We start from the raw sequence: 22,817 nt of genomic DNA on the forward strand, positions 1-22,817 counted from the left end.
AACCAGCGCGGTACGAACTGATGAAAGCGCGAGCCAAGTCGCAGGCCGTGTCCTGTCCTGCCGATAAGCAATCAGCCGTTACCGGACAAGGAAAGAGGTAGTGTCCGGGTATTGTCCTGCGGAACGGATACGGTGGCCGCGTGATTCTGGCGTTGGACGGTCGGCCTTGACCGCGCGAGCTTGGGTGACCGTGCTGGTCCGGGGTACGGGCGAGCGACCTGGCGCGCTCGTCGAGGTGCTGGGGCTGCTGCTCTGGCTTCTGCTCTTCACGCGCCTTCACGCCGCCGCGGGCACAGACGGCACAGCTGCCACCGCCAACGCATTGGCCTTGCAGTCCACGGAACACGCTTTGCACCTCGACATCGAGCGCAGTGCGAACGGTTGGCTGGCCGGACATCTGGTCCTCAGCCACTTGGCGGTGTACCTGTACCGCCTGTACTACGCCGCGATCATCGGCGTACTGGTGTGGGTATTCATCCGGCACGCCGAGGTCTACCGCAAGGTTCGCCGGGTACTGGTCGCGATGACGGTCCTCGTCTTGCCGGTCTACTGGGCGGTGCCGATGTCGCCGCCGCGTTTCGCACTGCCGGGTGTCGTCGACATCGTTGCCGTGTATGACATCCTGGGCCACAGCTCCCGGGAAATCGGGAACGGTCAGAACCACTATTCGGCGATGCCAAGCCTGCATGTGGGCTGGGCCCTCTGGTGCGCGTACGCCGTGTGGTCCGCGCTCCGCGTGACACATCCGCGCCTGGCGTTGCTGTCATGGACTTTCCCGCTGCTCATGACAGCGGATGTGCTCGCCACGGGAAACCACTATGTTCTCGACGTCGCGGGCAGCGTCGTCCTGGTGACCGGGTCCATCGCCGCCGCGTCGCTGGGCGGCCGCATCGCCGCCCGCTCATGCCGATGAGCGAGTCGCTGACTTATTGCGCGGAAAGCCGAATGTGGCTGGCTGGTGAGGGACTCCTTCACCAAGTCCGGCGGGGCGCCCGCAAGCCTCGGGCGGGCTTGAAGTGAGGGGGCCGTTGGGTGCGTAGTACGCACTCGGGGGCCCCCTCACTTCACGAGGGGGTCCGCGAGTGGTAACTCCGCTGCATCCAACGGAGCAGAGTTACCACTCGCCCGCAACCGTCACCGCAAACCCTCCACAGTCACTCTTTCGCGGCCAGGGCTGAAGCAGGCCAAGGTCGCCCACCACGACATGACACCTTTGCCCCTCCGCCCAATAGTTGTCGTTCCCGGCAGTGCGAAAGAATAGAACGCTGTTTCGCGCAGCCGATCGGCCGGTCCGGTCCGGTCCGGTCCGGATGGCGTACCGCTCGGCGGGATTCGAGGCGTCAGGCGGTGGCGTCTCATAGGTGAATTGCGCAATGTCGTCGGCGCGGGCCCGAAACTGACGATCTTTCACTCAAGTCTACCACCGACAAAAGCTCCATTTGGCGTCAACGATCAGCGACCTGAACGAGGTCGAAAAGCTTACCCGCCAGGCGGCCCACAAATGTTGGCAGATCTGGAGGCACAGGTGGAAAAGATCGAGAAGGAGTCCTCTGTCCCGGAGCGCCAAGGCCGCTGGCGACTGGTGAGAAGGCCTGCGTCAGCGCATCGTGGCGGACACCGGACCGCTGGCCGGCCCCGCACGGTTTCCCCGGCTCTGGCTGGCGCCCGCGCTGATCGTCACGATCACCACGACCGTGATCGGGGTGATCCTCTATCCCCTCGATGCCGACGACGCTCACCGTGCACTACGGCGCGGACGGGGAACCGAACCGGTGGGCCGTCAGGTCCGTCGGCACCGTCTTCTCGTTGGTGTTCGTGCAAATCGGCGTGACCACGCTGCTCGTGGGCATCACCGGCTGACAGCACACAACGTGCCAATGAGGTGATCGTGCCCGAAAGCCGCGAGGGACTCTCGGCCCAGTTCCGATGTTCATTGGCCTCTGCCCATCTCCGCGACGAGCTGTCAGTCTCGAAGTGGATCCGGTCGTCGTGAGCGGCGACTCTCGTCGACGCACAGGGCAAGGAGAGCACAGTGCGCAAACCTGGATTCGGCATCACCTGGGCGGCCACCGGCATCCTCATGGCCGCGACTCCCGCCTACGGCTCGAAGGCACCGGTTCCGGCGGCAGGCACCGTCCTGCCCGCCGCCGCACCGTGCGCGGCAGACGCGCTTCAGGTCAGCCTCGGGCAGGGCAACGGTGCCGCCGGGCACTTCTACGTACCCATCGTCTTCACCAACACCGGTCGTGCCTGCCGGATCACCGGATACCCGGACGTGTCGTACTTCGCGGGCCACGACCACCATCAGGTGGGTGACGCCGCCGCAAGGGAACCGGGCCCCACGCCAATGGTGTTGCTACGGCGAGGGCAGTCCGCTTCGGCCTGGGTCGACCAGGTGAACGTCGACAACTACGACCCGGACGAGTGCGGTCCGACCGCGGTGACCGGTCTCCGTGTGCAACTGCCCGGCACCGGCACCGCTGTGCTGCTGGCCGAGCCCAACGCCAGGGGCTGTGCCGAACACATGCCAGGGCAACCCCAGCTGACCGTCCGCCCGGTGCACCACGGCGTCGAGGCGAGCTGAGAACACCGGCTGGGAGGGGCGACCGTCCCGTCGCTACGGGACCTTCGCCTCTGCTAGGCGCCACCACGGGCGGGCGATGCTGGCACAGCCGGGAAACCGGCGACCCGCCAGGGGAGATACCCGGCCGCCCTGTCCACCGGCGTCGAATCGACCGCCGTCGCGAGACGAACGGCCTCATCGATCCTCTGGCGGGCCTTCCTTGTCTCCGGCATGAACCACGATCCCAGAGGAGTATCACGATGACCTTGGACGGCCAGACCCAGGAGATGACGAAAGCCGGTCGGTACAAGGGCCAGGCGCTCGTCGCGAAGGTCAAAGAGCTCATCCACGAGGGCAACGTCCGGCGCATCGTCGTCAAGAACGACGAAGGGCACACGGTGATGGAGATCCCGGTCACCGCCGGTGTCGTGGCGGCGATCGCCGCTCCCGTGGTGACCGCCATCGGCGCGATCGCCGCGCTGACCAAGGAATGGACCATCGAGGTCGAGCACAGGACGCCACCGACGGCGGCAGCGGCCGACGACACGGCGCCGGAACCCGGTGCGGATTCCTGACGGTCGAACAAGTCCGGCCGCCGCCTGTGTCGACGGCCCGCGGACGGCGCCCGCCCACGGCCATCGCCTTGGTCGTGGTGGCGCTGGCCGCGGGTGCGGCGGGCGGTGCGGTCACCAGGGTCTTCCAGGGCGGCGGGGCCGAGAGTTCCGTCATCACGGTGACAGTGGCCCGCCCAGTGTTCGGCCGGATCCGTCAGGCGTCCTGATCCCGTGCCGGCAGCGCGAATCGGCGGATCAGGGTGGTGACGAGCGCACTGATGCCGACCCAGGCCAGCGCCGCGAGGCCGTAGTTGATCGCGGCGCGCGCGCCGGCGCCTTCAGGGGTGAAGAGATCCTCGAATCCGAGCGACACCGCGCCGGACCAGCCGCGGACGAACCGCGCTATCCCGTTCGCGGGATTCGCGTCACCGATGACCAGCAGGATGTGCGCCAGCAGCACGACGGCGAACAGTCCGCACACGATGTGAACGAGAGTGCAGGCGACCCGGACCTTCCAGATCCGGGTCCAGCGGCGGTCGTCGCCGTGATCGGGTCCGCGGGGCGGGGTGCCGACCGGCACAGGGTCACCGAAGCGCGGGTCGGAATTCGGGTACGGCTCGGAATTGGTCATGGTCCTGGTTTCTGTCGCCGGGGTATGGCCGACGGTTGTCGGAAACCTGAGTGTCCCGCCGCGCGAACGCGCCCCGATGCGGACGAAGGACCCTTTCACCGGGGACTTCGGTGTGCCCCGGTGTCCGGCGAGAAGCGAGCCGTTCGATGAGACGATCCGACGTCACCGCCCGGGTGCTGTCATGGGTTATCGAGCAGGCCGACGCCGACCAGATGTCGATCGGTGTCCCGGCCCTGTGCCAGGCCGCGGCGCGGCGGCTCGGCGTCAGCGGGGCTTCGCTGACCGTCAACGCCTCGTCCGGCTGGTCGGAGCTGCGCCACGCGACCGACTTCCTCGCCGAACGGCTCGCGGAACTGCAGGTCACCGTCGGCGAAGGGCCCTGTGCCGACGCTCGCCGGGACAGCGATCCCGTCCTGGTCGACGACCTGAGCCTGCCCGAATGCCGGCAGTGGTGGCCCGTGTTCACCCCGCTGGCCGTCGAACAGGGCGCCTCGGCCCTGTTCGCGCTCCCGCTGGGGTTCGGCGCCGTCGAGATCGGCGTGCTCGCCCTGCATCGGATCGTGGCCGGCCGCCTCAGTGGCACCGAGCTGGCCGACGCGCTGGTCTTCGCCGATCTCGCCATGACATTGCTGATCGACGAGGAGGCCACGGTGACCCACGGACCAGACGATGACGAGGAGATACCGCTGCACGACGCACAGGTCCATCAGGCGACCGGAATGCTCACCGTCCAGCTAGGCGTGAGCGCCAGAGACGCCTTCGTCTGCTTGCGCGCACGAGCGTTCGCCGAGCACCGGCCGCTTTCCGCGGTGGCGGCCGACGTCGTGGCTCGCCGGCTGCAGTTCGACAAGAAGGATGAACAGTGATGACGTCACCGACTCCCGAAAGCTCCCCTCCCGGCGGAAACCGGCTACTGGAGACCGTCGTCGAACTCGCCGACACCCTGATCGACGACTTCGACACGATCGCCTTCCTGCAGCTGCTGGTGGACCGCTGTGTCGAGTTGCTCGAGGTCGACGCCGCGGGCCTGCTCTTGGCCGACCACCACGGGCGGCTCCGGCTGATCGCCTCGTCCAGCGAACAGGTCCGGCTGCTGGAACTGCTCCAGCTGCAGAACAACGAAGGCCCCTGCCTCGACGCCTTCCGCACCGGCACCCGGGTGAGCCACCCCCGGCTGAACACGGCGGGAGCCATGTGGCCGATGTTCGTCGTCGCGGCCGCCGAGGCAGGGTTCGAAGCCGTGGACGCGTTGCCGATGAAGCTGCGCCGCGATGTGATCGGAGCCCTCAACCTGTTCCGCGCCACGAGCGGCCCACTACCGCCGGAAGGATTGCAGACCGCACTGGCGCTCGTGGACATCGCCACGATCGGCCTGCTCCAGGCGCGTTCCATCCGCGAGCGGGAAGTGCTCACCGAGCAGTTGCAGACCGCGCTCAACAGCCGGGTACTCATCGAGCAGGCGAAAGGCGTGCTCTCCGAACGTCTCGGCGTGGACATGGATGGCGCCTTCACCACGTTGCGCGGCTACGCGCGCGGTCACCACCTCAAACTCGCCGACCTGGCCCGCACCATCCTCGACGATCGAGCCGGGACACACGAACTCTTCCGCCAGAGGGAAGGAGCGCCGCAACGGCGCTCCAACCCCGCCTGACCTGTCAGCGACGATCAGCCTTGCGGCGGACGAAACCGACGGCGGCGGTGCCGAGGAACAACACGATTCCGACGATGGCCAGCCAGACCAGGCCCTTGAACGCGAACCCGATCACGGCCACGATCAGCCAGAGCACCAGCAGAACAACGATCAGGATCATCATGACGACCTCCTCTTAGGCGGAAGTACCTTCTTCCGCGCGTCTTCGGCACGCAACGGCGCACCGATCTCGTGCAGGTAGCGCAGGATCTGGCCGTAGGACATCAGCAGACCCCCTTCGCTGTAGCTGATCCCCCTGCTGACACAGAACTCCTTGATCAGCGGCTGGGCGCGGCGCAGCGTGGGGCGCGGCATGCTGGGGAACAGGTGGTGCTCGATCTGGAAGTTCAGTCCGCCGAGCGCGAAGTCCACCCAGGGCCTGCCCATGACGTTGTGCGAGGTCAGGACCTGCTTGCGCAGGAAGTCCAGGTGGTGTCCCTCGGACAACGTCAGCATTCCCTTGTGGTTCGGCGCGAAGGAACACCCCATGTAGAGGCCCCACAGGCCCTGGTGCACCGCGATGAACACGAACGCCTTCCCCGGCGAGAGAACCAGGAACACCGCGGCGAGGTAGGCGACGATGTGTGCCGTCAGCAAGGTCGCCTCGACCCACCTCGCCCTCAGCCCGCCGTGCCACACGGCCTTGATGCCCGACCAGTGCAGGTCGAGACCTTCCAGCAACAACAGCGGGAAGAACAGGAACGCCTGGTATTTCGCCATCCAACGCAGGAAACCCCGTTTCGCGCGGCTTTGCCTGGGCGTGAACGCCAGTGCGGCGATGTCGATATCGGGGTCGGCACCCTCGACGTTGGGATTGGCGTGATGACGGTTGTGCTTGCCCACCCACCAGCCGTAGCTCATCCCGACCAGCCCGGCGAGCCCGATCCCCACCGCGTCGTTCGCACGGCGGCGGGGAAAGATCTGCTTGTGCCCGGCGTCATGCCCCAGGAACGCGATCTGGGTGTAGGCCACGGCCAGTAACGCCGCGGTGAACAACTGCCACCACGTGTCCCCCAGCAAGGCGAAGAACACCCAGGCACCGGCGAAGGCCAGCAACGTCAGCGTGCCCTTCACCGCGTAGTGCACCGGACGGCGTCGCAACAGCCCGGCTTTCTTGATGACATCCAGCAGTTCGGCGTATTCGCTTCCCTGTCTCTGACCCGGCTCCCGATGAGTCGGCGACGCGACAGAGTCCATGATTCGACCTCCCGATCGTGATCTCAGCGCGGCACCCGCAGGCGTCCGCCTTCCGCTTCCCACCGTTGCCGGGCCGACACCAGGCCATCAGATCCGAGCAACGCCTCGGGGCTCTCGACATTGCCCGCCTCCGAAGCCGCCCTCAGCACTTGCCCGGCGATCCCGGGCTCGGTCCCTGGCGGCACCGTCAGCAGGGTGAGACGCCGCCGACGACCGCCACCGATCACCGTCAGCGTGTCCGGGTGCTGCGAACGGAACCCTTCCAGGCGCAGCACCCTGCCCCCGACGGCCAGCCGGCGCCCCGGCGGATCCCATGCCGTGAGGTTGTAGGTGACCCGCTCGACATCTCCCAGCACACCGGCCAGCGAGGTGACGAGCGGCGGCAGCTCGGCGGCCAGGTCAGCCGTCCGCGGCCACCAGGCACCATCCACGAAACCGGCGAGAGAACCAGCCGGTTTCACCGCAAGCCGCGACGCCTGAAGTCCCAGGTCCGCGTTGTCGACCGGGTCGCTTCCCATGACGGCCTCAGCGGACTTTCTCGGGGATTTGCTCAAGCGTCCGCAGCAACCGGATCGCCAGCGTGTGAGCTTCTTCCGCGGACAGTGACGAGCTGTCTTTCAACACGTCCTCCACAAGCTTCACCCGTTTCTCGTAGCGGGACACAAAAGCCGTTTTCACGTCCATCTCCGCCTCGTCCTTCTTCTCGCGAGACCTGCTGTGACCCTTCGATGGTCGAACGTGAACCCGCGACCGGAAAGAGCGCAAAGCACCGATCCCCGGCGGACCAAAGACCCTAACCGGCAGGGGAAGTGCTCAGCAGCGGCGCGAGACAGCCCCCGCGAGTCCCTAGGTCCCGGCCAGCCCAGGCCGATCGACTCTGATCGCGGAACCCGTTGCGGGAACATGCTTTCACCACGAACCCGACCAAGGGGGCATCATGGCGAAGGCACCGGCGCTGACCTCGCACACGACCATTGTGGACGGTCGTGCTACGCAATACCACGTCGGCGGCGACGGGCCCCCGTTGCTGTTCCTGCACGGGTGGGGACTCGCCGACCGCTCCTACCGCGCCGCGTTGCAGCGGCTGGTGGCGGCCGGGTCGCGGGTCTACGCGCCGGCACTGCCGGGGTTCGGCGGCACCGCCGACCTGCCTGCCGAAGACCGCAGCCTCGCCGGTTTCGCACGCTGGGTCACCGCGTTCGCCGCCCAGGTCGGCATCAGCGAACCCGTCACGCTCGTCGGGCACTCGTTCGGCGGGGGCGTCGCGATCCGCACCGCGCACGACTCCCCCGAACTCGTCGCGAGGCTGGTACTGGTCAACTCCATCGGTGGCTCGGCATGGTCGAACGGACGCGGAGTCCTCAAGGCGATGCGGGAGCGCCCGCTGTGGGACTGGGGCCTGCATCTGCAAGCTGACCTGCTCGCCACCCGCAACCTCAGCAAGGTGCTCCCGGTCATCCTGCGCGACGCCGTGCCGAATCTCCTGCGCTGCCCCGGCGCGATCTGGCGAGTGGCGAACCTCGCCCGCACCGCGGATCTCACCGGTGAGATCGCCGAGCTCAACCGGCGGCGGATGCCGGTGGTGATCGTGTGGAGCGACCAGGACAACGTCATTCCCCAGGCCGCGTTGCTGTCGCTTCGCGCCGGGCTGGACAGCACGAAGGTCGTCACAGTGCCAGGCCGCCACGGCTGGCTGCTCGCCGAGCCACAGCGGTTCGGCGAGATCATCACCAACGTACTGGGACTCGCCGAACTGCCCACTGACGAGGACTGCCTGTCCGACGCCGCCTGAGCGGCTCAGCGGGCACGGACACGGGTGCGGGTCGCGTCGAGGTGGAAACGCACCCTTGCGGGCAGTTCGGAAAGGGTCAACGCCGTGCACAAACGCGGGACAGCGTGCGTTTCGATCCGCCGTCGGATCCCGGCCAGGTCGGCACCGGGTTCGAGCCCGATGCGCAGTTCCAGCACGGGGTCGGCCGGGTGACCGGCGAGGCTGGCCACGACGCTGTGCACGCCCGGATAAGAGTGGATGTCCTGTGCCAGCGGGATGACCGCCACGTCGGCGTCGATCGTGGTCTCGCCGGTGGCCGGATCGGCCGTCGGCAGCCGCCAGATGCCGGTGCGCGGCCGGTGAGACAGCTGCAGGGCGAGCCAGAGCAGACAGGCCAAGCCGACGACGACGGCGACCACGGCGGCGTAGGGGGCCCACGCCGTGCCGATCTCGGACGTAGGCAGTACAGGTGCGCCGGGATCGAGCACGTGAATCACCTTGAGGCCGGTGAGTACCACGAAGGTGCCGCCGGCGACTAGCGCCGCGCCTATCAACGCGAGCAGTGTGCGGTTGAGGCGTGCCGGTCGGTTCAGGCTAACCATGCCGATTCCTCGCTCGGGTCACACGGACGTGCAGCTCCGGCCGTTCGGCGAGTTCGATCGAGTCGAGACGCCGGTCGACCGTCTCCTGCACGCGCCTGTCGATCCCCGTCACGTCCAGGCGATGGCTGCGCACCGTCACAGTGACGCTGCGACGGTGCAGCCTGAGCCGCGCCGAGAGCGCTCCGTCGGTCGTTTCGGCGCTGCGCAACAGGGTCTTGCGCAGGCTTCGCCGTGTGACTCCCGCAGCCACTTGTCGGCCGGCGCCCGAGTGGTCCGCGAGGGGCAGGACGATGGGCGCGCCTGGGTACACGGCGGCCGCCAACAGCACTAGGCCCAGTATCGCCGCGACGACGCCAGTGCCGATGACGACGATGTCGTGCCAGTGCAGCTGATGTCCGGCGGCGACGAGCCGATCGACCGGGATGACGGGGTTGTGCCCGATCAACAGTTGGATCGCCGACAAGGCGACGAGACCGCAGGCCGCGAGCAGCACGGTCACGACGACGACCACCGGGATGGTGCGACGTGGCCGGTACTTCATCGCGGCACACGGTTCTCGTGTGCGGTGTGCAGGGCGGTCACGGCGATGTCGACGCGCCCGACCGTCATGCCGGTCCACTTGCCGATCCGGTCGAGGAGATGCGCACGCACCGCGTCGGCGGTCGCTGCCACCGGCGCCAAGTAGCCAACGGACAAACGCACGGCCAGATTCACGATGTCGCCGTCGACGACGGCGTGGACCCGCACAGCCTGGTCGACCTTCTCGGCACCCAGCGCCACCCCGGCCAGGCGACGGGCGCTGCCACCGACACCGGCGACATCCGTGGCGGCACGGGCGGCGATGCGTTCCAGCGCCAGCGGGGCCACCGTCGTCCGGCCCCGCTCCGCGACCTCCGGCAGGTGAACGGTCATCGTCTCAACCGCCTTCGCTCAGCGGGGCCTGCGACCCCGACGGGAATCACGCAGCGCCTCGAAGTCGTGATGTCCGTCAAGCCACCGGCCCACAGCGAGGCCGACGGTACCCAGTACGAGCACGATGAGGAACGCGAAGAAACCGCCGAACGCCCAGGCGAAGCCCAACACCAGCCCAGCGAGCAAACCGATCGTGGTGTTGTTCATGCGTGCCTCGGCTCCGGTACGACCAGGTCTTCGACGGTCACCGACGCGGGTCGATCGGCGACCACCGTTCTCACCGCCGCGCGCACCTGTTCGGCGATCTCGGTGATCGGCGCTGGATAGCGCCCCACCACATGCACACTGATGTCCCCGTCGATGACGCGAACGCCGACGACGGCACGGCCAGGTAGATAGGTGGCGACCTCGCCGTACCGACCACCGTGCAGTCCGGCCACGGCCGGGCAAGCCCGCACCGCGGCCGTTATGGCGTCGGCGAGCAGCTCGGCGCCGGTCGTCGGCATGGCGCTCACAGCACGCGGGCCTGCTCGGGCGGAACGGTCTCCTCATCCTCGTCCGGGAGGTGCACGTCGTTGACGTGGATGTTGACCTCGACGACCTCGAGGCCGGTTATCCGCTCGATCGCCGTGGTGACGTTGCGGCGCACCGCCTTGGACAGATCGCCGATCGCCACTCCGTACTCGACGACGATGCTGAGGTCGGCGGCGACCTGCCGCTCGCCCACCTCGACGTCGATGCCCTGCCCACTGCTCGCACTCGCGCCGGGGATACGTTCCCGCAGCGCGCCGAACGCCCGTGAAGCCCCGCCGCCGAGCGCGTACACGCCGCTGATCTCGCGGGTCGCCACGCCCGCGATCTTCTGCACGACGGTGTCGGCGATGGTCGTGTGGCCGTGCTCGCCTGCTGTTGTTGCGGCGTCCCCGCGGTGGGCGAGTTCACCCTTGGCGGTCTTGTCGCTGCCGCTGATCGTAGGTGCGGTCATTTTCGTCATGCTCCTTCGCCTGTCCCGAACGCCGAAGCCCGCGGTCGCGTGCTCGGCGACGTCGCACTGGATCCGTATGAGGCGCAAGGCTGCTGCTCCCATGCCCGGACCCGATGGCTGCGGGACCACCAGGGACTGGGGGCAACGGCATTGACCCGACAATTCTACGCCGACCGGTCACCGCCGAACAGGCGAATCCTCTCGCCGGCAGGAGTTGTTTCCATTGCCCAGCATGATCTTCGCCAGCTCGGCCACATTCGACTCGCCCGCCACACCGCCCGCCCGGCTGACCTCAGTGCGCACGAGCGTCCTCAATGGACACTGTCGACAGCGTTGGGCCGGCGAGCCGCCGTCGCACCCGCACTCAGCTGTGCGCGAACGTCAGGTTGTGGCGCAGATCGCTTCCACGAACCGGCCGACCTTCTGCTGGGGAAGGTGCCTGGCCAAGTCGGCCTCGCTGATCATTCCCACCAGCCGCCGATCCTCGAGTACCGGTACCCGCCGTACCCGGTGCTGTTCCATCACCGTCAGCACTTCGTCGACGTCAGCACCTGCTTGCACCACGTACGGCGTCCCCTGCGCGAGTTCACCCGCGGTCATCGTGTGCGGGCTTCCGCCCCGCGCGACACATTTGATCACGATATCGCGGTCAGTGATGATTCCGTGCAACCGGTCATCGTCGCCACAGATCGGCAGAGCGCCGACATCCAGCTGCCGCATCCGTTCAGCCGCGGCTTCGAGTGTTTCGTGCACCCCGACACAGTCCGCGCCGGTATGCATGATTTCACGAGCGACAGTCATCCGATTATCCTTCGTCCAGGAGAGCGAATATTCCCGTCTCCGTCGATGATCTGGTGTCACGATCCCGGTGAACTAGGGGACAAAGTCCCTCCGGCGCCGGGATTGGGGTCCTTCGTCCCTGGCACGTGCGGCTCGGTCGCGGCGAACCTGGGGCAGACGACCAGGAGGACACATGGCGCAGCAGGACGATCCCCTCGCCCACGCCGAGCACACCGCCAGGGAATGGCTGGCCACGATCGCCGAAGCGATGGGAACCGACGACCACGACCACGCGTACCGCATGCTGCGGACCTGGCTGCACGTCATCCGGGACAGGCTCACCGTGACCAGCACCGCGCACTTCGCCGTCCAGTTACCCGAATTCCTGCGCGGGGTCTACTTCGAAGGATGGGTGCCTTCGGAGGTACCGATCGGCTACGACGCGAAAGGCTTCGTCGAACTGTTCGCATGCGAAGCCGGGGTGAATCGTGCCGCAGCCCCGGAGATCGCCCGCGCGATCACGGCCGGGCTGAGCGAGTTGTTCCCGCCAGGTCAGCTCGATCACGCCTTCGCGCCGTTACCGGTCAGGCTGCGCAGGGAACTGCTGGGCGAAGCCACCGTGTCGTCCATCGAGCGTCACAGGCTTGACGTGCTGGAGAAATCGGTGAACACCTTGACCGAGGCGGTCAAGACCCTAACCCAAGGCCTCGAAGACCTGCTGACCGCGTCGCTGGCCGAACGGTCGGCGGCAAGGGCCGCCCAGGAAGCGCACCGCCGCCTGCGCGCCGAAGAAAAACCTGCTCTCCATGGCTAGCCTCGACAGTTCCGCCATCCACCAGCAGTCATGACCGCTCGACACACGCGATCGACGGCCGGAAGCGAACTGTCCACAGAGGACCGCGACGATCCGATGAAGGGAGCCGAAGTGCGTGCACGGACATCGGCCGACGCGAGTTGGCGGCACAGCAACTCGATCACCCACCACATGGACCACCCGCCACGGGTCAAGGCACTCGTCGACGACCTGTACGCGCAGCTGTCCCAGCGGGGCAGGCGCGACTACGAGGCGATGATCGAGGCGGAGTACACCACGCCCGACGAGCGAGTGACGCACACCCGGTGTGGCGACGGCTTGCTCAGCACGATCGTCAGGCCGATGCGAGGCGACAGGAGCCCGCGGCTCACCCATCTGGTGTACGGCGGCTGCACCGCTCACCAGATCCGGCAGGACCTGGTTGCCCGCGGCCTGGGGTCGCTGCCCATCACCTGGGTGTACCCACCGGAAACGATCATGACCAGTGATGAGGACTGAGGAGCCGGAAATGGCCGCGGACAACGATTCCACCTTCACCCATCCGATCGTGGTCGGCGTGGACGGATCAGCGTCCTCGCTGCATGCCGCCTGCTGGGCAGCCGACGAAGCCGCCTGGCGCAAGGCGCCGTTGCGGCTGGTGCACGCCGTCTCACGGCCGGCACTGGCCTACGGCGGTGGCGCAGGGCTGCCTGACGAATTCTCCGCCGCGCTGGAAGCCGACGGCCGCCAGTACCTCGCTGACGCGTGCGCACTGGTGCTCACCCTGCATCCTGAGCTGCCGGTCGAGATCGACCTGGCGGCGGGCGAGGCGGTCGCGAGCCTGCTTGAGCTGTCGCACTCCGCGCAACTGATGGTGCTGGGGTCCAGTGGCCAGGGCGGTTTCACCGGCTTGCTCACCGGGTCCACCGCCGTCGCGCTGGTGGCGCGGGGACACTGCCCGGTCGCCGTGATCCGCGGCCGCCAGGCAAGCGAAAAGCCGCCCTCGTCCGGGCCGGTGGTCGTCGGTGTCGACGGCTCCGAGATCAGCGACGTCGCGATCGCCACCGCCTTCGAGGAAGCGGCCTCGCGCGGCGTCGGCCTGGTCGCCGTGCACGCCTGGATCGGGTTCAACTCCGACAGCGCGTACAGCCACGCCCGTCAGCTGTTCACCTCACTCGACGTCCTCGAGGCCAGGGAACGCGAATGGCTGGACGAACGGCTCGCCTCGGGTAAAGCGAAATACCCGGGCGTCACGGTCGAAACCGTGCTCGCCCGCGACCGTGCGGTGCGCTGTCTGCTGGATCACTCCGCCGGCGGGCAACTGCTCGTGATCGGCAGCCGTGGACGCGGCGGCCTGTCCGGCATGGTGCTGGGCTCCACCAGCCAGGCCCTGATCTACCACGCGACCTGTCCCTTGCTGGTGGTCCGGCCCGCGTGAAGTATCCGCGGCCCGAGACCGACGTGGTCGCGATAGGGACGAATTACTCTATACGGGGGCAGAGCGGATACATCATTGTCACTATCGCACCGAATCGAGTGAGCCGACATAAAGGCCGGACGCCACGCAAGTCAGTCCGTTTTGTTACTGGCCAACAGAAAAGCAGCGACCGAGAGGGACGAGACGTGACGATCTACCTGGAGCAGCCGCAGACGCATGACCTGGTGGGCAATGTCATCCAGGTGGCAGGAGTGGCCGGCGGAGCGTTCGAAGCAACCTTCGGCTACCGCGTCCACGAGGGCCACGACGAGGTGACCGGCTCCTTCTTGGCCGGTGACGGCGGAGGTGGGCACAGCCAGTTCCAGTTCACCGTCGACGTCACCGGCGCGAGCTTCATGCTGGACCGGTTGTTCGTGGAACTGTTCCACACCTCCCCGGAAAACGGATCGGAACTGGCCAAGGTGGCCGTGCCTGTCGTCTTCGGCCCGAAGATCGTTCCGAGTTACCAAACCTACCTGGAGCACGTAGTGATGGCAGGCGAGACGCTGTGGGGCATCGCCGCCAAGTACTACGGCAGCGGCAATTTCTACCACCGCCTGGTCGCGGCGAACCCCGGCACGATCACCAATCCGAATCTTATCCAACCGGGTGACATCATCCGCGTACCGCAAGGCGCCTGAAGCCATTTTAGGCGCGCGGTCAAACGCCTGCTCATCGACTTGGCATCCCCCGCAGGTCGGAGACCGGATCTTGGATCCGGCCCGCGGGTCGGGCGGCCTGCTCGCGAGCCGCTCCCGGACCCAGGCGACCTCGGCCGAGCCGTGCTCGCCGACAGCGGTCACGATCAGCTCGTCGCCGTGGAACCGCGCCCAGACCCGCGTGACGACCAGCTCGCGGCACGGAGTAGCGCACTCCTTCCACCGAGATCGTGCAGCCCCAGTTCACCCGCCGGGTGGTGCCGAACGCGACAGTGAACGCGTGACTGGGCAACGGATGCAGCCTCGGTCGGCACGAGTTCGGCCTTGGCGATGCGCCACGGTGGCCTCCGACCCGCCTTTGGTCTGCGGGTCGGCCGGTTCTTCACCTGCGCCACCGCGCGGCGGGTGGTGCGCTCACCCCCCGGTGAACCCCAGACGCAACTGCACATACCGGGCCAGGCTTCCGACGCCGACGACAACACCAAACCCGCCTCAGCCACTACAAACGACGCGGCTACCCACTCACATGACTGCCGTTGCAGTACTAATGGCACTTTGAACAGAAGCAACGTCCGCTCATGCCGCGAGCCGGTCAACGGGGTGCACGGCCAGCTCGGGACCACCTCGCGAGTCGTGTTTCAAACCGGGAAGCAGAGGATGGAGGCCACCGAACCATCACCCGCCTTGAACCTGCAGACCCGCACGCCATCCCCAGTTCGGTCGTCGTGCACTACGACCGCGAGATCGTCGGCGATGGCCTGTGGCAGGCCCAGCGCGACCGGATCATCGAAGCCGGTCCGGAAACGACTCTGTGGGAGAGTGAAAGTGAGTGGACGTCCGCCAAGGAACGAACTGATCCCATCCGAGCGGCGCGCGTCCGGAATGCCTGACCGCTCAGCCAGCGAGGCGGTTCGTGGTGGCTTTCCCGCCAATAGTGCGAGGCTTGCGACCTGTGCTTCCATAACGCCTGTCGCCGCCCCAGAACCACCGGGGCGCCCATCGGCTGTAGGAGGGTCATGAACGCCATTCCTGGACGACTCGCCGCCTGTGTGATGCTGGCACTCACCACCACCGTCATCGCCGCTCCCCAGTCCCAAGCAGACCAGGGTTCCCACATCTGCGGCAATCACGTGGACTACCCCAACGGGGACGCGACCGTCTACTACGGCAACTGCTCCATCTACAAGATCCTCGTGAAGGCCGACACCAAACAGTCGCGGGACTTCTACGTCTGCACGCATCCGAAAACCGATACCTTCATCGGACCGACAGGCGCCATACGAAAAGCCACCTTCGTCCGATACCACGACTGCTGACAAACTCGCGCACGCTGTGGAACGTAATGGCCGTGTGCGAACTGCTGCCGCGCAGAGGGAACCGATTCCGACCCGCTCGTCACCTAGTCGTGCTGCCGAAGAGGCTGACCATCCTTCCGGGCGCTCTCGTTGGTGGCGGACAAAAGTCGCGTGGCCACATGCAGCGAACCAGTTCTCGCGAAGCCCTATGCATGCTCCGTGGCGCTGGCTCGGTGTCGTCGGGATGCGCTCGATAGCCCGTATCGAGCACCATCGGCTTTCCCACGCGAACAGACGTCAACACCCTTCCCAATAACCGCCGCCGTGGCCAACATCTCTCAGCACGAGGGTTACGCCGCCAGTACCGGTGCCAACAACATCGCCGTGTTGGTTCTGAAGGAGAACATCAGGACGAGCGCGAACGTCCGGACCGGGGTGCTGCCACTACCTCTTGATCAACGCGAACCCCATGCCTGGCACCAGAGTGCGCACCGCGGATGGGGCAGCACCACCTCCGCAACGCACGAATCCGCCACGGTCGAGCACTACGCGGACATGCCGGTGATCAGCCGAGACGCGTGTAACGCCGCCTATAGCTCGGGGAAGATCAGGATCGGCATGTTCTGTGCCAAAGCCAAAGTCGACAAGCACGCCTGCTTCGGCGACGCGGGAGGCCCAGCGCTCGAAGGCAACACCGTCGTCGGCCTGATGACGGCCCGCAACGGCTGCAACAACCCAGGCAAGCCGGACATCTACACCCGCGTCGGAGCGTTCGAGCTCTGGCTCGTCAGCAAAATCCAGTAAACCGCCTGCAGCCTTGGTGGGAGCGCAGTGACAAGCCGCGCTCCCACCCCCAACCTGCGCTTATGACGTCCGCTCATGCCGATGAACGGACGTTCGGCACCACCGTCGGCAGGTTCAGCAGTTGACCGAGCTTTCCTCGCCGCGGCCGCCGCCCACTCCCGCGGCACCCCGTCAGTTGAGGGCCTGATCCCGTTGACACGCAACGACATCAGGCACCTCCACTACAAACTCGTCCTCGAACCCACCCGCGCCGTCATCGACATCCTGGGCTGGTCAGCCTGGCGACGCCGCCACCAACATCGCGCTCGCCAATGCCACTACCAGAGACGACCAACGACCAGCACTCGATCACGAACTACAGCTGGAGTACTAGCCCTCACGGAACGAACCAGGGCCCCGGCGGTACTTTCTGAAGCTTCAAGGACCGCCGGGAGCGGCAGGTCAGGGGTAATACGATTTCACGCATACCGGCGGGGTAGCCCGGTAGTAACCGGAGCCGCCGCCGCCATCCCTCCAGAAGACCGCGCACCAGAGGTCACCGAACGAGCTGTCCTGGTATCCGGCCCAGTCATGCGTACGGTCTTTCCATTCCCCGTCCAGGCTGTTGCTGATGGTGCCGTGCGGGCCGAACAGCTCCCAATGGCCGATTCCCGTTCTGCCGGAGGAACGGACGTTCATTTTGATGACGTCGTTGGGAGGGATACCCGCACTCTCCCGGAAGGTCACGCACACCGTGTGGGAAAAGGCAACCGAGGGATAGTTGGCCGACTGGCAACGCTCGGTGTCCGCCGTTGCGGAGGTGGAGGCGGAGGCGGGGCCGGAGGCGATTCCGGCCAGGACGGTTCCTGCGGCCAGGGCCATCGCGGCGGCCATGCGGCGTTTCATGCTGTTGTACTTCCTTTCGGAGAGGGTGTACGGAGTTTCTGGGCGGATGCGTGTCGGGCTCAGGTGTAGACCGGGCTGCAGGCCATGTCCATGTAGCCGCCCCCTTCGAAGAGAACGGCGCAGACGCGCGCTGCGTCGCGGGGCATCAGGACCGTGACCTCGAAATCGGCGTACTCGCTGCGCCGGTTGCCGCCCCAGGAGCGTTCCCTTTTGAACATCTCCTTGTTCTGGGCGTCCAGGACCCGGACTTCGATGCGCGGGTTGCCCACGCCCCAGATGGGGGAATCGAAGTTCCCCCTGATGGTGTTGAGGTACTTGGTCGTCTGGGCGTCCCATCCGACGCACAGCAAACCCGTTTTGTTCTGAATGGTGGTGCAGCCCCCGCCATTCGCGGCGAGGGCGGGCGTGGTGGACACCAGGGTGGCCAGAACGGCCCCCGCTCCCGCCAGGGCGAGACCGCGTCGGGTCAGCCAGCTCCGACGTGTCTTCCGATTCTGCTTTTCCTGCAAGGACATGCTGCACCTTTCGGGATTCCGGTCAAGAGAAAGACCATCGGTAAATATTGTGCCCTGAGCTCGCTTCCAGCGTATGAGTTACGGGTCAACCTCTCTGTCCGTTAGCGCAGAGTGCTCCGCGCGTATCGGACAGCCAGGACGGCCCGGATCCCTTATGCCGGCGGACATGCCCCCGGAAACGGACCCGGGTTTCCGGGTCGGTTCTGAAACGGTTCTGGGCGTGCCTCGATCCGATGGGCGAAGAATGTTCTTGAATCGGCTCAGTATTGCGGCACCGCTCGACCGCTACAGAAACCTCGACACGTACTGCACGACGCGTCAAAAGCCGAAACCCGACGTTGATCCCCCATCGCGAACCCCAATGCGCTCGACTAATGCGACGTACATTATCAGGTAGATGTCCGTCCCAGCGACAGTTTCAACCTGGGTTGAAACCGATCAGATCTCGAGCTCCGATGATTGCGTCTCGCCCGAGTGCCGACTCAGCTACGTCGCACGGTCACCGCCTGACGCTACCCGCCGAGATGATCAAGAGCTCCGGCGGCCAAGACCGCATCTCATTTGGTTGCGTTGCTGGGTGAGCGATATCTTGATCAGCGATGGCCGCTGGAGGCACGCACCAGCCTGCTGGCCTCGATCGCCGTGCGGTCGGGGAGTTCATCGGCCCACAGGGTGAACTGGCATCGTACGTACTCGGCTGGACCACCGAGGCAGGGCGGCCCAGACCTGACCGCGGACCAGGCACGCGCCCATGAGGACCTGCCTTTCATCCGGTGGGTCACCGACCACGTCATGCAGCGCGATCGACGCGCCTGGTGGATGCGGCACTGGCTGCTGCGAACCACCTGCGTCCAGACCCTCGAGGTCTTCGAGCGCCGCCAGCCCATTCTGTTCGTCAAGCATGACTCCGACGACGACATCTGGCAGCTCATCGGCACCTCCGACGCAGACAGCAGCACCGCCAAGATCGGACACTCGCACCACGCCATCGACGAAGACCCAAGCCTGACCGACATCCTCGACCTGCCACCCGGCGGCAGTGCGACACGGATCGGCGCCGGAGATCCCTGGAGTGTCCGCTTCTAGCCTCCTGCGAGCAACCGCGCGGTCAGGCCAGGGACTGTGAGCCCGTTGTCTATACCTTGCTCGCCACTACCATGTAGTTCTCGGCCTCAGGGTTGAACGTGCTCATTACCATCCGAAGTCCGACCCGGTGCAACTCGACTTCGAGTTCGTCGTATCGGTAGGGCCAGCACGACAGCAGCTCCGAGCGGACAAGAACCGACCCGGCCGCATCAACTTGCACGACCGCGATCTCGATGTGGTGTTCCTCCTCCCACAGCGGTGCGATCTCCCAGCGGTAGACCACGACGGCATCGCGACCGTTCCGGCGGACGAGTCGGTCACTGATGTCCAGTCGGGAACCTTTGGCCCTCACGAGTTCCCACGTGCGGGAGGTGAGCACCAAGCGCCCGCCACTGCGCAGAAGCCGTGACATCGACTCCAGAGCAGCAAGCCTGCCTCTCGCGCCGACGGCATGGTGCAGCGAGTTGCCAACGCAGAACACCATGTCGAAGGTGACGTCATCGAAATGGTCGGGCAACTCTTCCCAGTCTGCCCGCACTGTCCGAACAGATGCCCCGAACTCCTCAGACAACTCCGCAGTCCGACGAACCATCGCTTCGCTGGCATCAGTCGCGACAACCTGGATACCAAGACCGGCGAGGCCAACCGCCAACTGTCCGGTTCCGCACGAACAATCGAGGACGTGGGCGTTCGACGGCAGGAGACTGAGGACATCATCGAACGACGCAGCGAACTCGGCCGGAGCCAGCTTCGCATCGGAGATGAGCCACTCGTACACCTCGGCAAGCGCGTCATAACCCGTCACAACCACTACCTCCGTCACGCAGACTCACGGTGGCACATCAGTAAACCAGCGGAGCAAGTCGGTTCACCAATGATTTCGCAGGGGCAACCCGTCCGCTCAGGCCGCATTGACCGCGAGCGGGCAGAACGCCGCGGCTCATGCGGACTCGGTGTGCCGTCTGGCGCGCCAGACGGCTCTGAGCGCTTCGAGTTCAGTACGAGGGAAATGCTCGTTCCACCGACCGCGGTAGCCGCTCTCCCCGTACTTCCGTGCCACCTCGTCGAAACACCGGATCACCGCGCGTACGACAGTTTCGACCGTCTGCCAACTCGACCAGATTTCGGAACCGGCGTTGTCGTGCAGACGGCCATCGGACAGCTCGAGCAGCCGGATCCATACATCATTTGTCTCACGGTAAAAAATCCAGCGGAACGCGGTGGGCTCCGCGTCGAACTGCACCCGCGTCTCACGCTCGCCGAGGATCAACCTCGCCACGGCGACCAACAAATCCTCCGGCGCCGCAGTGATACAGGAGGCGGTGACCTCCACGTCCGCGTCATGATCGGCAACGACCACGTCAGCCCAGCCGGTCCCGTTGAGGTGCCAGGTCACCGACATGCCAGCCACGGCTGCTCCCCTGAAATGTCTTAAGCCCGGAGGACACGCTACAAGTCCGCAGGACGTGTCGCATCCGCATATCCAGCCGGCTCCGCAGCGGTCACTTACCCGAAGCAAGCTTGACGGATGATCGGGCTGGATCGCACGCCCGCCGGCCGCAACGCACTCTGTCCGCTCATGCCGATGAGCGGGCGTTCGGCACCACTACCGGCCTTTCGTACCGGCACGCGCGGTGTCGCCTCAGGTCGATCGCGCGCTGTCGAGGTTCGAGCGGATGGTTTTGGTTGTGGGGTGGTCAGGTCCCAGCACCCGCGCGAAGTCGGCGAGGGTGACCACGAGCGTCGAACCGGCCACGCTCTTGAACCGGCCCGACCTGGCGCTATTCCTCGTGCTGCACGCGTTCGGTTTGCGTCTCGCAAGTAGCGCCGGGCACGGCGGCGTGGTCGCGCAGCGCGGTCCCGCAAGCGCAGAGGCGGGACACCTGTCCAGCTCGCCCACCAGGTCGCCCGCGCCGCGGACACCTAGCAGCACCTCGGCGCTCGCCGGTTACTGATCGCGGATCACGCTCGGCGCAACCCGGCATCGGGGTGCGGCGTGGCGGGTTACGCTGGGTCAATGACACTTTTGACTCGTGAGTGGTATGACCGGTTCTAACCGGCCATACCACTCACAAGGCAGTTAGGCAGGGGCTTGGCAGGAGGTGAAGGCGGTGTTGGTCTGCGCGGCGTAGATGCTCGCGCCGCCTTCGGGGTCGTTCTTGAGCGGCACGGTGATGGTGTCCTCGGCCGTCCAGGGGAAGCCCTGGATGTCGAACGTCCACACACCGGTGGCCTTGGTCGCCAGCTCGGACAGGGTGACCCAGCCGTAGTTCCGTGGCGGCACGGTCACGACCAGGCTATTGCCCATGTCCTGCTTGAGGTCCATGGAGATCTCGCCGTGTACCGAAGCGGAGACTTCGAGCTTGAGCAGCGCGACCTCGCCGCCGACCGTCAGCTGGGTCTGCAGGTTGAACCCGATGGTGTTCTTCCAGCCCGTGGAGGTGTTGAGGGAGAAGGTCCACGGAATCGACGAAGTCGTGCCGTTGAACCACACCGGCGAGACGCACACCGACGGCAGCAGCTTCGGCTTCTCCTGGCTGGTCGTGGACCACGAGCAGTTCGAGTGGTCCTTGGCGCACTTGGCGGCCGCGTAGTCGACGGCCGCGGTCCACGCCACCTGATAGGCGTCGGCGGGGATGATCCACTGCTGCGGCGCCGAACCGTCACAGTCGTTGGTGTAGGTCCCATTGTCGGTGGCGGGCGGAATCTGCGTGGTCAAGCACATGTTGTCGGATTCGTGGCGGATCATGAACGCCTTCTGCGGTGAACCGGAGATCGGCTGGAAGTACCACTTCTCGCTCGCGCGCCCATCGCAGGGCTGTTGCCGCACCTGATAGTGCGCGGCGGGCGCGTCGGCGCATTTGCCGGTGGTGTTGTTGACGATGGTGAACGACGAGACACCCGCTGTGGTGTTGACCCGCCAGCCCGTGGCAGCACCGGGCGCCGGGTTGACGACGAGCGCCACGCCGTTTTCGCGAGTGCCGTTCGGGACGTCCAGCAGCTTGCCGTTGCCCGCGTTGGCGAAGGTCACCTGGATCAGCGTCAACGCACTCTCGGTGTCCTGCGTTTCAGCCGAAGCCGGCGCCGCCGCGAATCCCGCTGTCACGCACAGCACCGCGAGAATGCTTGCCTGTCTTAAAAACATCGCTCTGTTTCCTTTCCTGAGGTCATGAGGACTCGTGAGTGGTAAGGGCGGTCAGAACCCGCCCTTACCACTCACGTGAGCTACTTGTTGCGCCATCTGCGCCAGGCCGAGGCCGCGGCGCTCGCAGCCGCTCCGGTGGCTAGGACCCCAGCCGTGACCGGGTCGGCGTGCCCGGTGGCGGCGTCGACGACATTCTTGATCGTCTTCACCGGCGCAGCTGTCCGCTCGGTCGTGTTCGTGACGCTCGCGTTCGTTTCCGCCGCACGCGACTGCTTCCGCTCCGACGCGGCGCCGTCCTTGATGCAGGAGGCCGTGCAGAAATGACCGGGATCGCCTGCCTTGGGGCACGTGTTGTGGACAAGCAGCGAATCCGCGCCCGCCCGGACGAGATAGGTGTGGATTTCGCTGACGCTGAGGTTGTAAACGGTCTGCTCGGCGACCTCGCCGCGGTCGAGAACCGAAGTGACGGTCAC

General features: G+C 66.3%; 35 protein-coding genes and 1 pseudogene. 17 read left to right on the plus strand and 19 right to left on the minus strand.

Translation table 11 applies throughout. From position 1 onward, the window contains the following. The first annotated feature begins 184 nt into the window (after window positions 1-184). The 5 genes from ACFV15_RS26065 (at window position 185) to ACFV15_RS26085 (ending at window position 3,344) form a co-directional block, all read left to right on the plus strand. Window positions 185-913, plus strand: a complete 729-nt coding sequence (locus tag ACFV15_RS26065) for a phosphatase PAP2 family protein (protein WP_378353216.1) — start codon at window positions 185-187, stop codon at window positions 911-913. 809 nt (window positions 914-1,722) lie between these two features. After that, window positions 1,723-1,860: a hypothetical protein gene (locus ACFV15_RS26070; protein WP_378353217.1), complete on the plus strand. Its 138-nt coding sequence runs from the start codon at window positions 1,723-1,725 to the stop codon at window positions 1,858-1,860. Window positions 1,861-2,032: 172 nt separating this feature from the next. Then, window positions 2,033-2,584, plus strand: coding sequence for a DUF4232 domain-containing protein (locus tag ACFV15_RS26075; RefSeq protein ID WP_378353218.1), 552 nt, complete (start codon window positions 2,033-2,035; stop codon window positions 2,582-2,584). A 239-nt stretch (window positions 2,585-2,823) separates the two neighbouring features. Continuing rightward, window positions 2,824-3,138, plus strand: coding sequence for a DUF4342 domain-containing protein (locus ACFV15_RS26080; RefSeq protein ID WP_378353219.1), 315 nt, complete (start codon window positions 2,824-2,826; stop codon window positions 3,136-3,138). 26 nt (window positions 3,139-3,164) lie between these two features. Next, window positions 3,165-3,344, plus strand: coding sequence for a hypothetical protein (locus tag ACFV15_RS26085; protein ID WP_378353220.1), 180 nt, complete (start codon window positions 3,165-3,167; stop codon window positions 3,342-3,344). On the opposite strand, the gene ACFV15_RS26090 is transcribed toward ACFV15_RS26085, so the two are convergent. After that, on the minus strand, window positions 3,332-3,748 hold the full coding sequence (locus ACFV15_RS26090) for a hypothetical protein (RefSeq protein WP_378353221.1): 417 nt from the start codon (window positions 3,746-3,748) through the stop codon (window positions 3,332-3,334). The two genes, ACFV15_RS26085 and ACFV15_RS26090, sit on opposite strands and share 13 nt — an antisense overlap. A gap of 146 nt (window positions 3,749-3,894) precedes the next feature. On the opposite strand from ACFV15_RS26090, the gene ACFV15_RS26095 reads away from it, so the two are divergent. After that, window positions 3,895-4,614: an ANTAR domain-containing protein gene (locus tag ACFV15_RS26095; protein ID WP_378353222.1), complete on the plus strand. Its 720-nt coding sequence runs from the start codon at window positions 3,895-3,897 to the stop codon at window positions 4,612-4,614. After that, window positions 4,614-5,399 (plus strand): ANTAR domain-containing protein, encoded by a 786-nt coding sequence (locus ACFV15_RS26100; RefSeq protein WP_378353223.1) that lies wholly within the window; start codon window positions 4,614-4,616, stop codon window positions 5,397-5,399. Before ACFV15_RS26095 ends, ACFV15_RS26100 begins: the two co-directional genes overlap by 1 nt. Before the next feature lie 4 nt (window positions 5,400-5,403). Here ACFV15_RS26100 and ACFV15_RS26105 read toward each other — a convergent pair whose 3' ends face one another. The 4 genes from ACFV15_RS26105 to ACFV15_RS26120 are packed head-to-tail and all read right to left on the minus strand — an operon-like array spanning window position 5,404 to window position 7,319. Next, window positions 5,404-5,562: an LPXTG cell wall anchor domain-containing protein gene (locus ACFV15_RS26105; RefSeq protein WP_378353224.1), complete on the minus strand. Its 159-nt coding sequence runs from the start codon at window positions 5,560-5,562 to the stop codon at window positions 5,404-5,406. After that, the gene (locus tag ACFV15_RS26110; protein ID WP_378353225.1) at window positions 5,559-6,635 is read right to left on the minus strand and encodes a fatty acid desaturase family protein; all 1,077 of its coding nucleotides are present in this window, start codon (window positions 6,633-6,635) and stop codon (window positions 5,559-5,561) included. The genes ACFV15_RS26105 and ACFV15_RS26110 overlap by 4 nt, the downstream gene beginning before the upstream one ends. 23 nt (window positions 6,636-6,658) lie before the next feature. Beyond that, the gene (locus ACFV15_RS26115) at window positions 6,659-7,153 is read right to left on the minus strand and encodes a DUF5994 family protein (RefSeq protein ID WP_378353226.1); all 495 of its coding nucleotides are present in this window, start codon (window positions 7,151-7,153) and stop codon (window positions 6,659-6,661) included. A gap of 7 nt (window positions 7,154-7,160) precedes the next feature. Continuing rightward, complete coding sequence (locus tag ACFV15_RS26120) at window positions 7,161-7,319, minus strand: DUF6307 family protein (RefSeq protein WP_378353227.1); 159 nt, start codon at window positions 7,317-7,319, stop codon at window positions 7,161-7,163. Between the two features lie 253 nt (window positions 7,320-7,572). Between ACFV15_RS26120 and ACFV15_RS26125 the strand changes: the two genes are divergently transcribed. Continuing rightward, the gene (locus tag ACFV15_RS26125; protein WP_378353228.1) at window positions 7,573-8,427 is read left to right on the plus strand and encodes an alpha/beta fold hydrolase; all 855 of its coding nucleotides are present in this window, start codon (window positions 7,573-7,575) and stop codon (window positions 8,425-8,427) included. A 5-nt stretch (window positions 8,428-8,432) separates the two neighbouring features. Here ACFV15_RS26125 and ACFV15_RS26130 read toward each other — a convergent pair whose 3' ends face one another. From ACFV15_RS26130 to ACFV15_RS26160, 7 genes are all read right to left on the minus strand, one after another. Next, entirely contained in the window at window positions 8,433-9,008 is a 576-nt protein-coding gene (locus ACFV15_RS26130) for an alkaline shock response membrane anchor protein AmaP (protein ID WP_378353229.1), read from the minus strand. Next, a complete protein-coding gene (locus tag ACFV15_RS26135; protein ID WP_378353230.1) occupies window positions 9,001-9,549 on the minus strand; it encodes a DUF6286 domain-containing protein in 549 nt (182 codons plus the stop codon). The genes ACFV15_RS26130 and ACFV15_RS26135 overlap by 8 nt, the downstream gene beginning before the upstream one ends. Beyond that, window positions 9,546-9,920 carry an Asp23/Gls24 family envelope stress response protein gene (locus ACFV15_RS26140; RefSeq protein ID WP_378353231.1) on the minus strand — a complete coding sequence of 125 codons (375 nt, stop codon included), beginning with the start codon at window positions 9,918-9,920 and terminating at the stop codon, window positions 9,546-9,548. The genes ACFV15_RS26135 and ACFV15_RS26140 overlap by 4 nt, the downstream gene beginning before the upstream one ends. 18 nt (window positions 9,921-9,938) lie before the next feature. Then, window positions 9,939-10,127: a DUF2273 domain-containing protein gene (locus tag ACFV15_RS26145; protein ID WP_378353232.1), complete on the minus strand. Its 189-nt coding sequence runs from the start codon at window positions 10,125-10,127 to the stop codon at window positions 9,939-9,941. Next, window positions 10,124-10,426, minus strand: a complete 303-nt coding sequence (locus ACFV15_RS26150) for a hypothetical protein (protein WP_378353233.1) — start codon at window positions 10,424-10,426, stop codon at window positions 10,124-10,126. Before ACFV15_RS26150 ends, ACFV15_RS26145 begins: the two co-directional genes overlap by 4 nt. Before the next feature lie 5 nt (window positions 10,427-10,431). Further along, window positions 10,432-10,914: an Asp23/Gls24 family envelope stress response protein gene (locus ACFV15_RS26155; RefSeq protein ID WP_378353234.1), complete on the minus strand. Its 483-nt coding sequence runs from the start codon at window positions 10,912-10,914 to the stop codon at window positions 10,432-10,434. A gap of 372 nt (window positions 10,915-11,286) precedes the next feature. Continuing rightward, entirely contained in the window at window positions 11,287-11,706 is a 420-nt protein-coding gene (locus ACFV15_RS26160) for a CBS domain-containing protein (RefSeq protein WP_378353235.1), read from the minus strand. Window positions 11,707-11,878: 172 nt separating this feature from the next. Here ACFV15_RS26160 and ACFV15_RS26165 point away from each other — a divergent pair, with 172 nt between their 5' ends. From ACFV15_RS26165 to ACFV15_RS26180, 4 genes are all read left to right on the plus strand, one after another. Next, on the plus strand, window positions 11,879-12,499 hold the full coding sequence (locus ACFV15_RS26165) for a DUF2267 domain-containing protein (protein WP_378353236.1): 621 nt from the start codon (window positions 11,879-11,881) through the stop codon (window positions 12,497-12,499). A 111-nt stretch (window positions 12,500-12,610) separates the two neighbouring features. After that, window positions 12,611-12,997 (plus strand): hypothetical protein, encoded by a 387-nt coding sequence (locus ACFV15_RS26170; protein WP_378353237.1) that lies wholly within the window; start codon window positions 12,611-12,613, stop codon window positions 12,995-12,997. A gap of 10 nt (window positions 12,998-13,007) precedes the next feature. After that, entirely contained in the window at window positions 13,008-13,916 is a 909-nt protein-coding gene (locus ACFV15_RS26175; RefSeq protein ID WP_378353238.1) for a universal stress protein, read from the plus strand. 185 nt (window positions 13,917-14,101) lie between these two features. Beyond that, on the plus strand, window positions 14,102-14,596 hold the full coding sequence (locus tag ACFV15_RS26180) for a Gmad2 immunoglobulin-like domain-containing protein (RefSeq protein WP_378353239.1): 495 nt from the start codon (window positions 14,102-14,104) through the stop codon (window positions 14,594-14,596). A 113-nt stretch (window positions 14,597-14,709) separates the two neighbouring features. Here the strand turns inward: ACFV15_RS26180 and ACFV15_RS26185 are convergent. Then, a pseudogene (locus ACFV15_RS26185) lies at window positions 14,710-14,918 on the minus strand (IS21 family transposase); the annotation flags it as partial. Window positions 14,919-15,339: 421 nt separating this feature from the next. Here ACFV15_RS26185 and ACFV15_RS26190 point away from each other — a divergent pair. The 3 genes from ACFV15_RS26190 to ACFV15_RS26200 all read left to right on the plus strand — a co-directional run bounded on the left by ACFV15_RS26190 (window position 15,340) and on the right by ACFV15_RS26200 (window position 16,713). Beyond that, entirely contained in the window at window positions 15,340-15,504 is a 165-nt protein-coding gene (locus ACFV15_RS26190) for a hypothetical protein (RefSeq protein ID WP_378353240.1), read from the plus strand. A gap of 126 nt (window positions 15,505-15,630) precedes the next feature. Further along, window positions 15,631-15,930 carry a hypothetical protein gene (locus ACFV15_RS26195; protein WP_378353241.1) on the plus strand — a complete coding sequence of 100 codons (300 nt, stop codon included), beginning with the start codon at window positions 15,631-15,633 and terminating at the stop codon, window positions 15,928-15,930. 303 nt (window positions 15,931-16,233) lie between these two features. Next, window positions 16,234-16,713 (plus strand): trypsin-like serine protease, encoded by a 480-nt coding sequence (locus ACFV15_RS26200; protein ID WP_378353242.1) that lies wholly within the window; start codon window positions 16,234-16,236, stop codon window positions 16,711-16,713. Between the two features lie 441 nt (window positions 16,714-17,154). Here the strand turns inward: ACFV15_RS26200 and ACFV15_RS26205 are convergent, their stop codons facing one another. Continuing rightward, on the minus strand, window positions 17,155-17,598 hold the full coding sequence (locus ACFV15_RS26205) for a hypothetical protein (RefSeq protein WP_378353243.1): 444 nt from the start codon (window positions 17,596-17,598) through the stop codon (window positions 17,155-17,157). Between the two features lie 59 nt (window positions 17,599-17,657). Continuing rightward, window positions 17,658-18,113, minus strand: coding sequence for a hypothetical protein (locus ACFV15_RS26210; RefSeq protein WP_378353244.1), 456 nt, complete (start codon window positions 18,111-18,113; stop codon window positions 17,658-17,660). Between the two features lie 792 nt (window positions 18,114-18,905). On the opposite strand from ACFV15_RS26210, the gene ACFV15_RS26215 reads away from it, so the two are divergent. Beyond that, the gene (locus ACFV15_RS26215) at window positions 18,906-19,199 is read left to right on the plus strand and encodes a hypothetical protein (RefSeq protein WP_378353245.1); all 294 of its coding nucleotides are present in this window, start codon (window positions 18,906-18,908) and stop codon (window positions 19,197-19,199) included. Between the two features lie 49 nt (window positions 19,200-19,248). On the opposite strand, the gene ACFV15_RS26220 is transcribed toward ACFV15_RS26215, so the two are convergent. Together ACFV15_RS26220 and ACFV15_RS26225 are read right to left on the minus strand one after the other, a co-directional pair. Then, on the minus strand, window positions 19,249-20,022 hold the full coding sequence (locus ACFV15_RS26220) for a class I SAM-dependent methyltransferase (protein ID WP_378353246.1): 774 nt from the start codon (window positions 20,020-20,022) through the stop codon (window positions 19,249-19,251). 117 nt (window positions 20,023-20,139) lie between these two features. Further along, on the minus strand, window positions 20,140-20,595 hold the full coding sequence (locus tag ACFV15_RS26225) for a hypothetical protein (protein ID WP_378353247.1): 456 nt from the start codon (window positions 20,593-20,595) through the stop codon (window positions 20,140-20,142). Window positions 20,596-20,875: 280 nt separating this feature from the next. Here ACFV15_RS26225 and ACFV15_RS26230 point away from each other — a divergent pair, with 280 nt between their 5' ends. Then, on the plus strand, window positions 20,876-21,154 hold the full coding sequence (locus ACFV15_RS26230) for a hypothetical protein (RefSeq protein ID WP_378353248.1): 279 nt from the start codon (window positions 20,876-20,878) through the stop codon (window positions 21,152-21,154). Window positions 21,155-21,279: 125 nt separating this feature from the next. Here ACFV15_RS26230 and ACFV15_RS26235 read toward each other — a convergent pair whose 3' ends face one another. After that, entirely contained in the window at window positions 21,280-22,305 is a 1,026-nt protein-coding gene (locus ACFV15_RS26235) for an RICIN domain-containing protein (protein WP_378353249.1), read from the minus strand. 119 nt (window positions 22,306-22,424) lie between these two features. Beyond that, window positions 22,425-22,817: hypothetical protein (locus ACFV15_RS26240; protein WP_378353250.1), on the minus strand; the 393-nt coding region annotated here is incomplete at its 5' end.

Source organism: Amycolatopsis sp. NPDC059657 (genome assembly GCF_042734395.1).
Taxonomy (GTDB): Bacteria; Actinomycetota; Actinomycetes; order Mycobacteriales; family Pseudonocardiaceae; genus Amycolatopsis.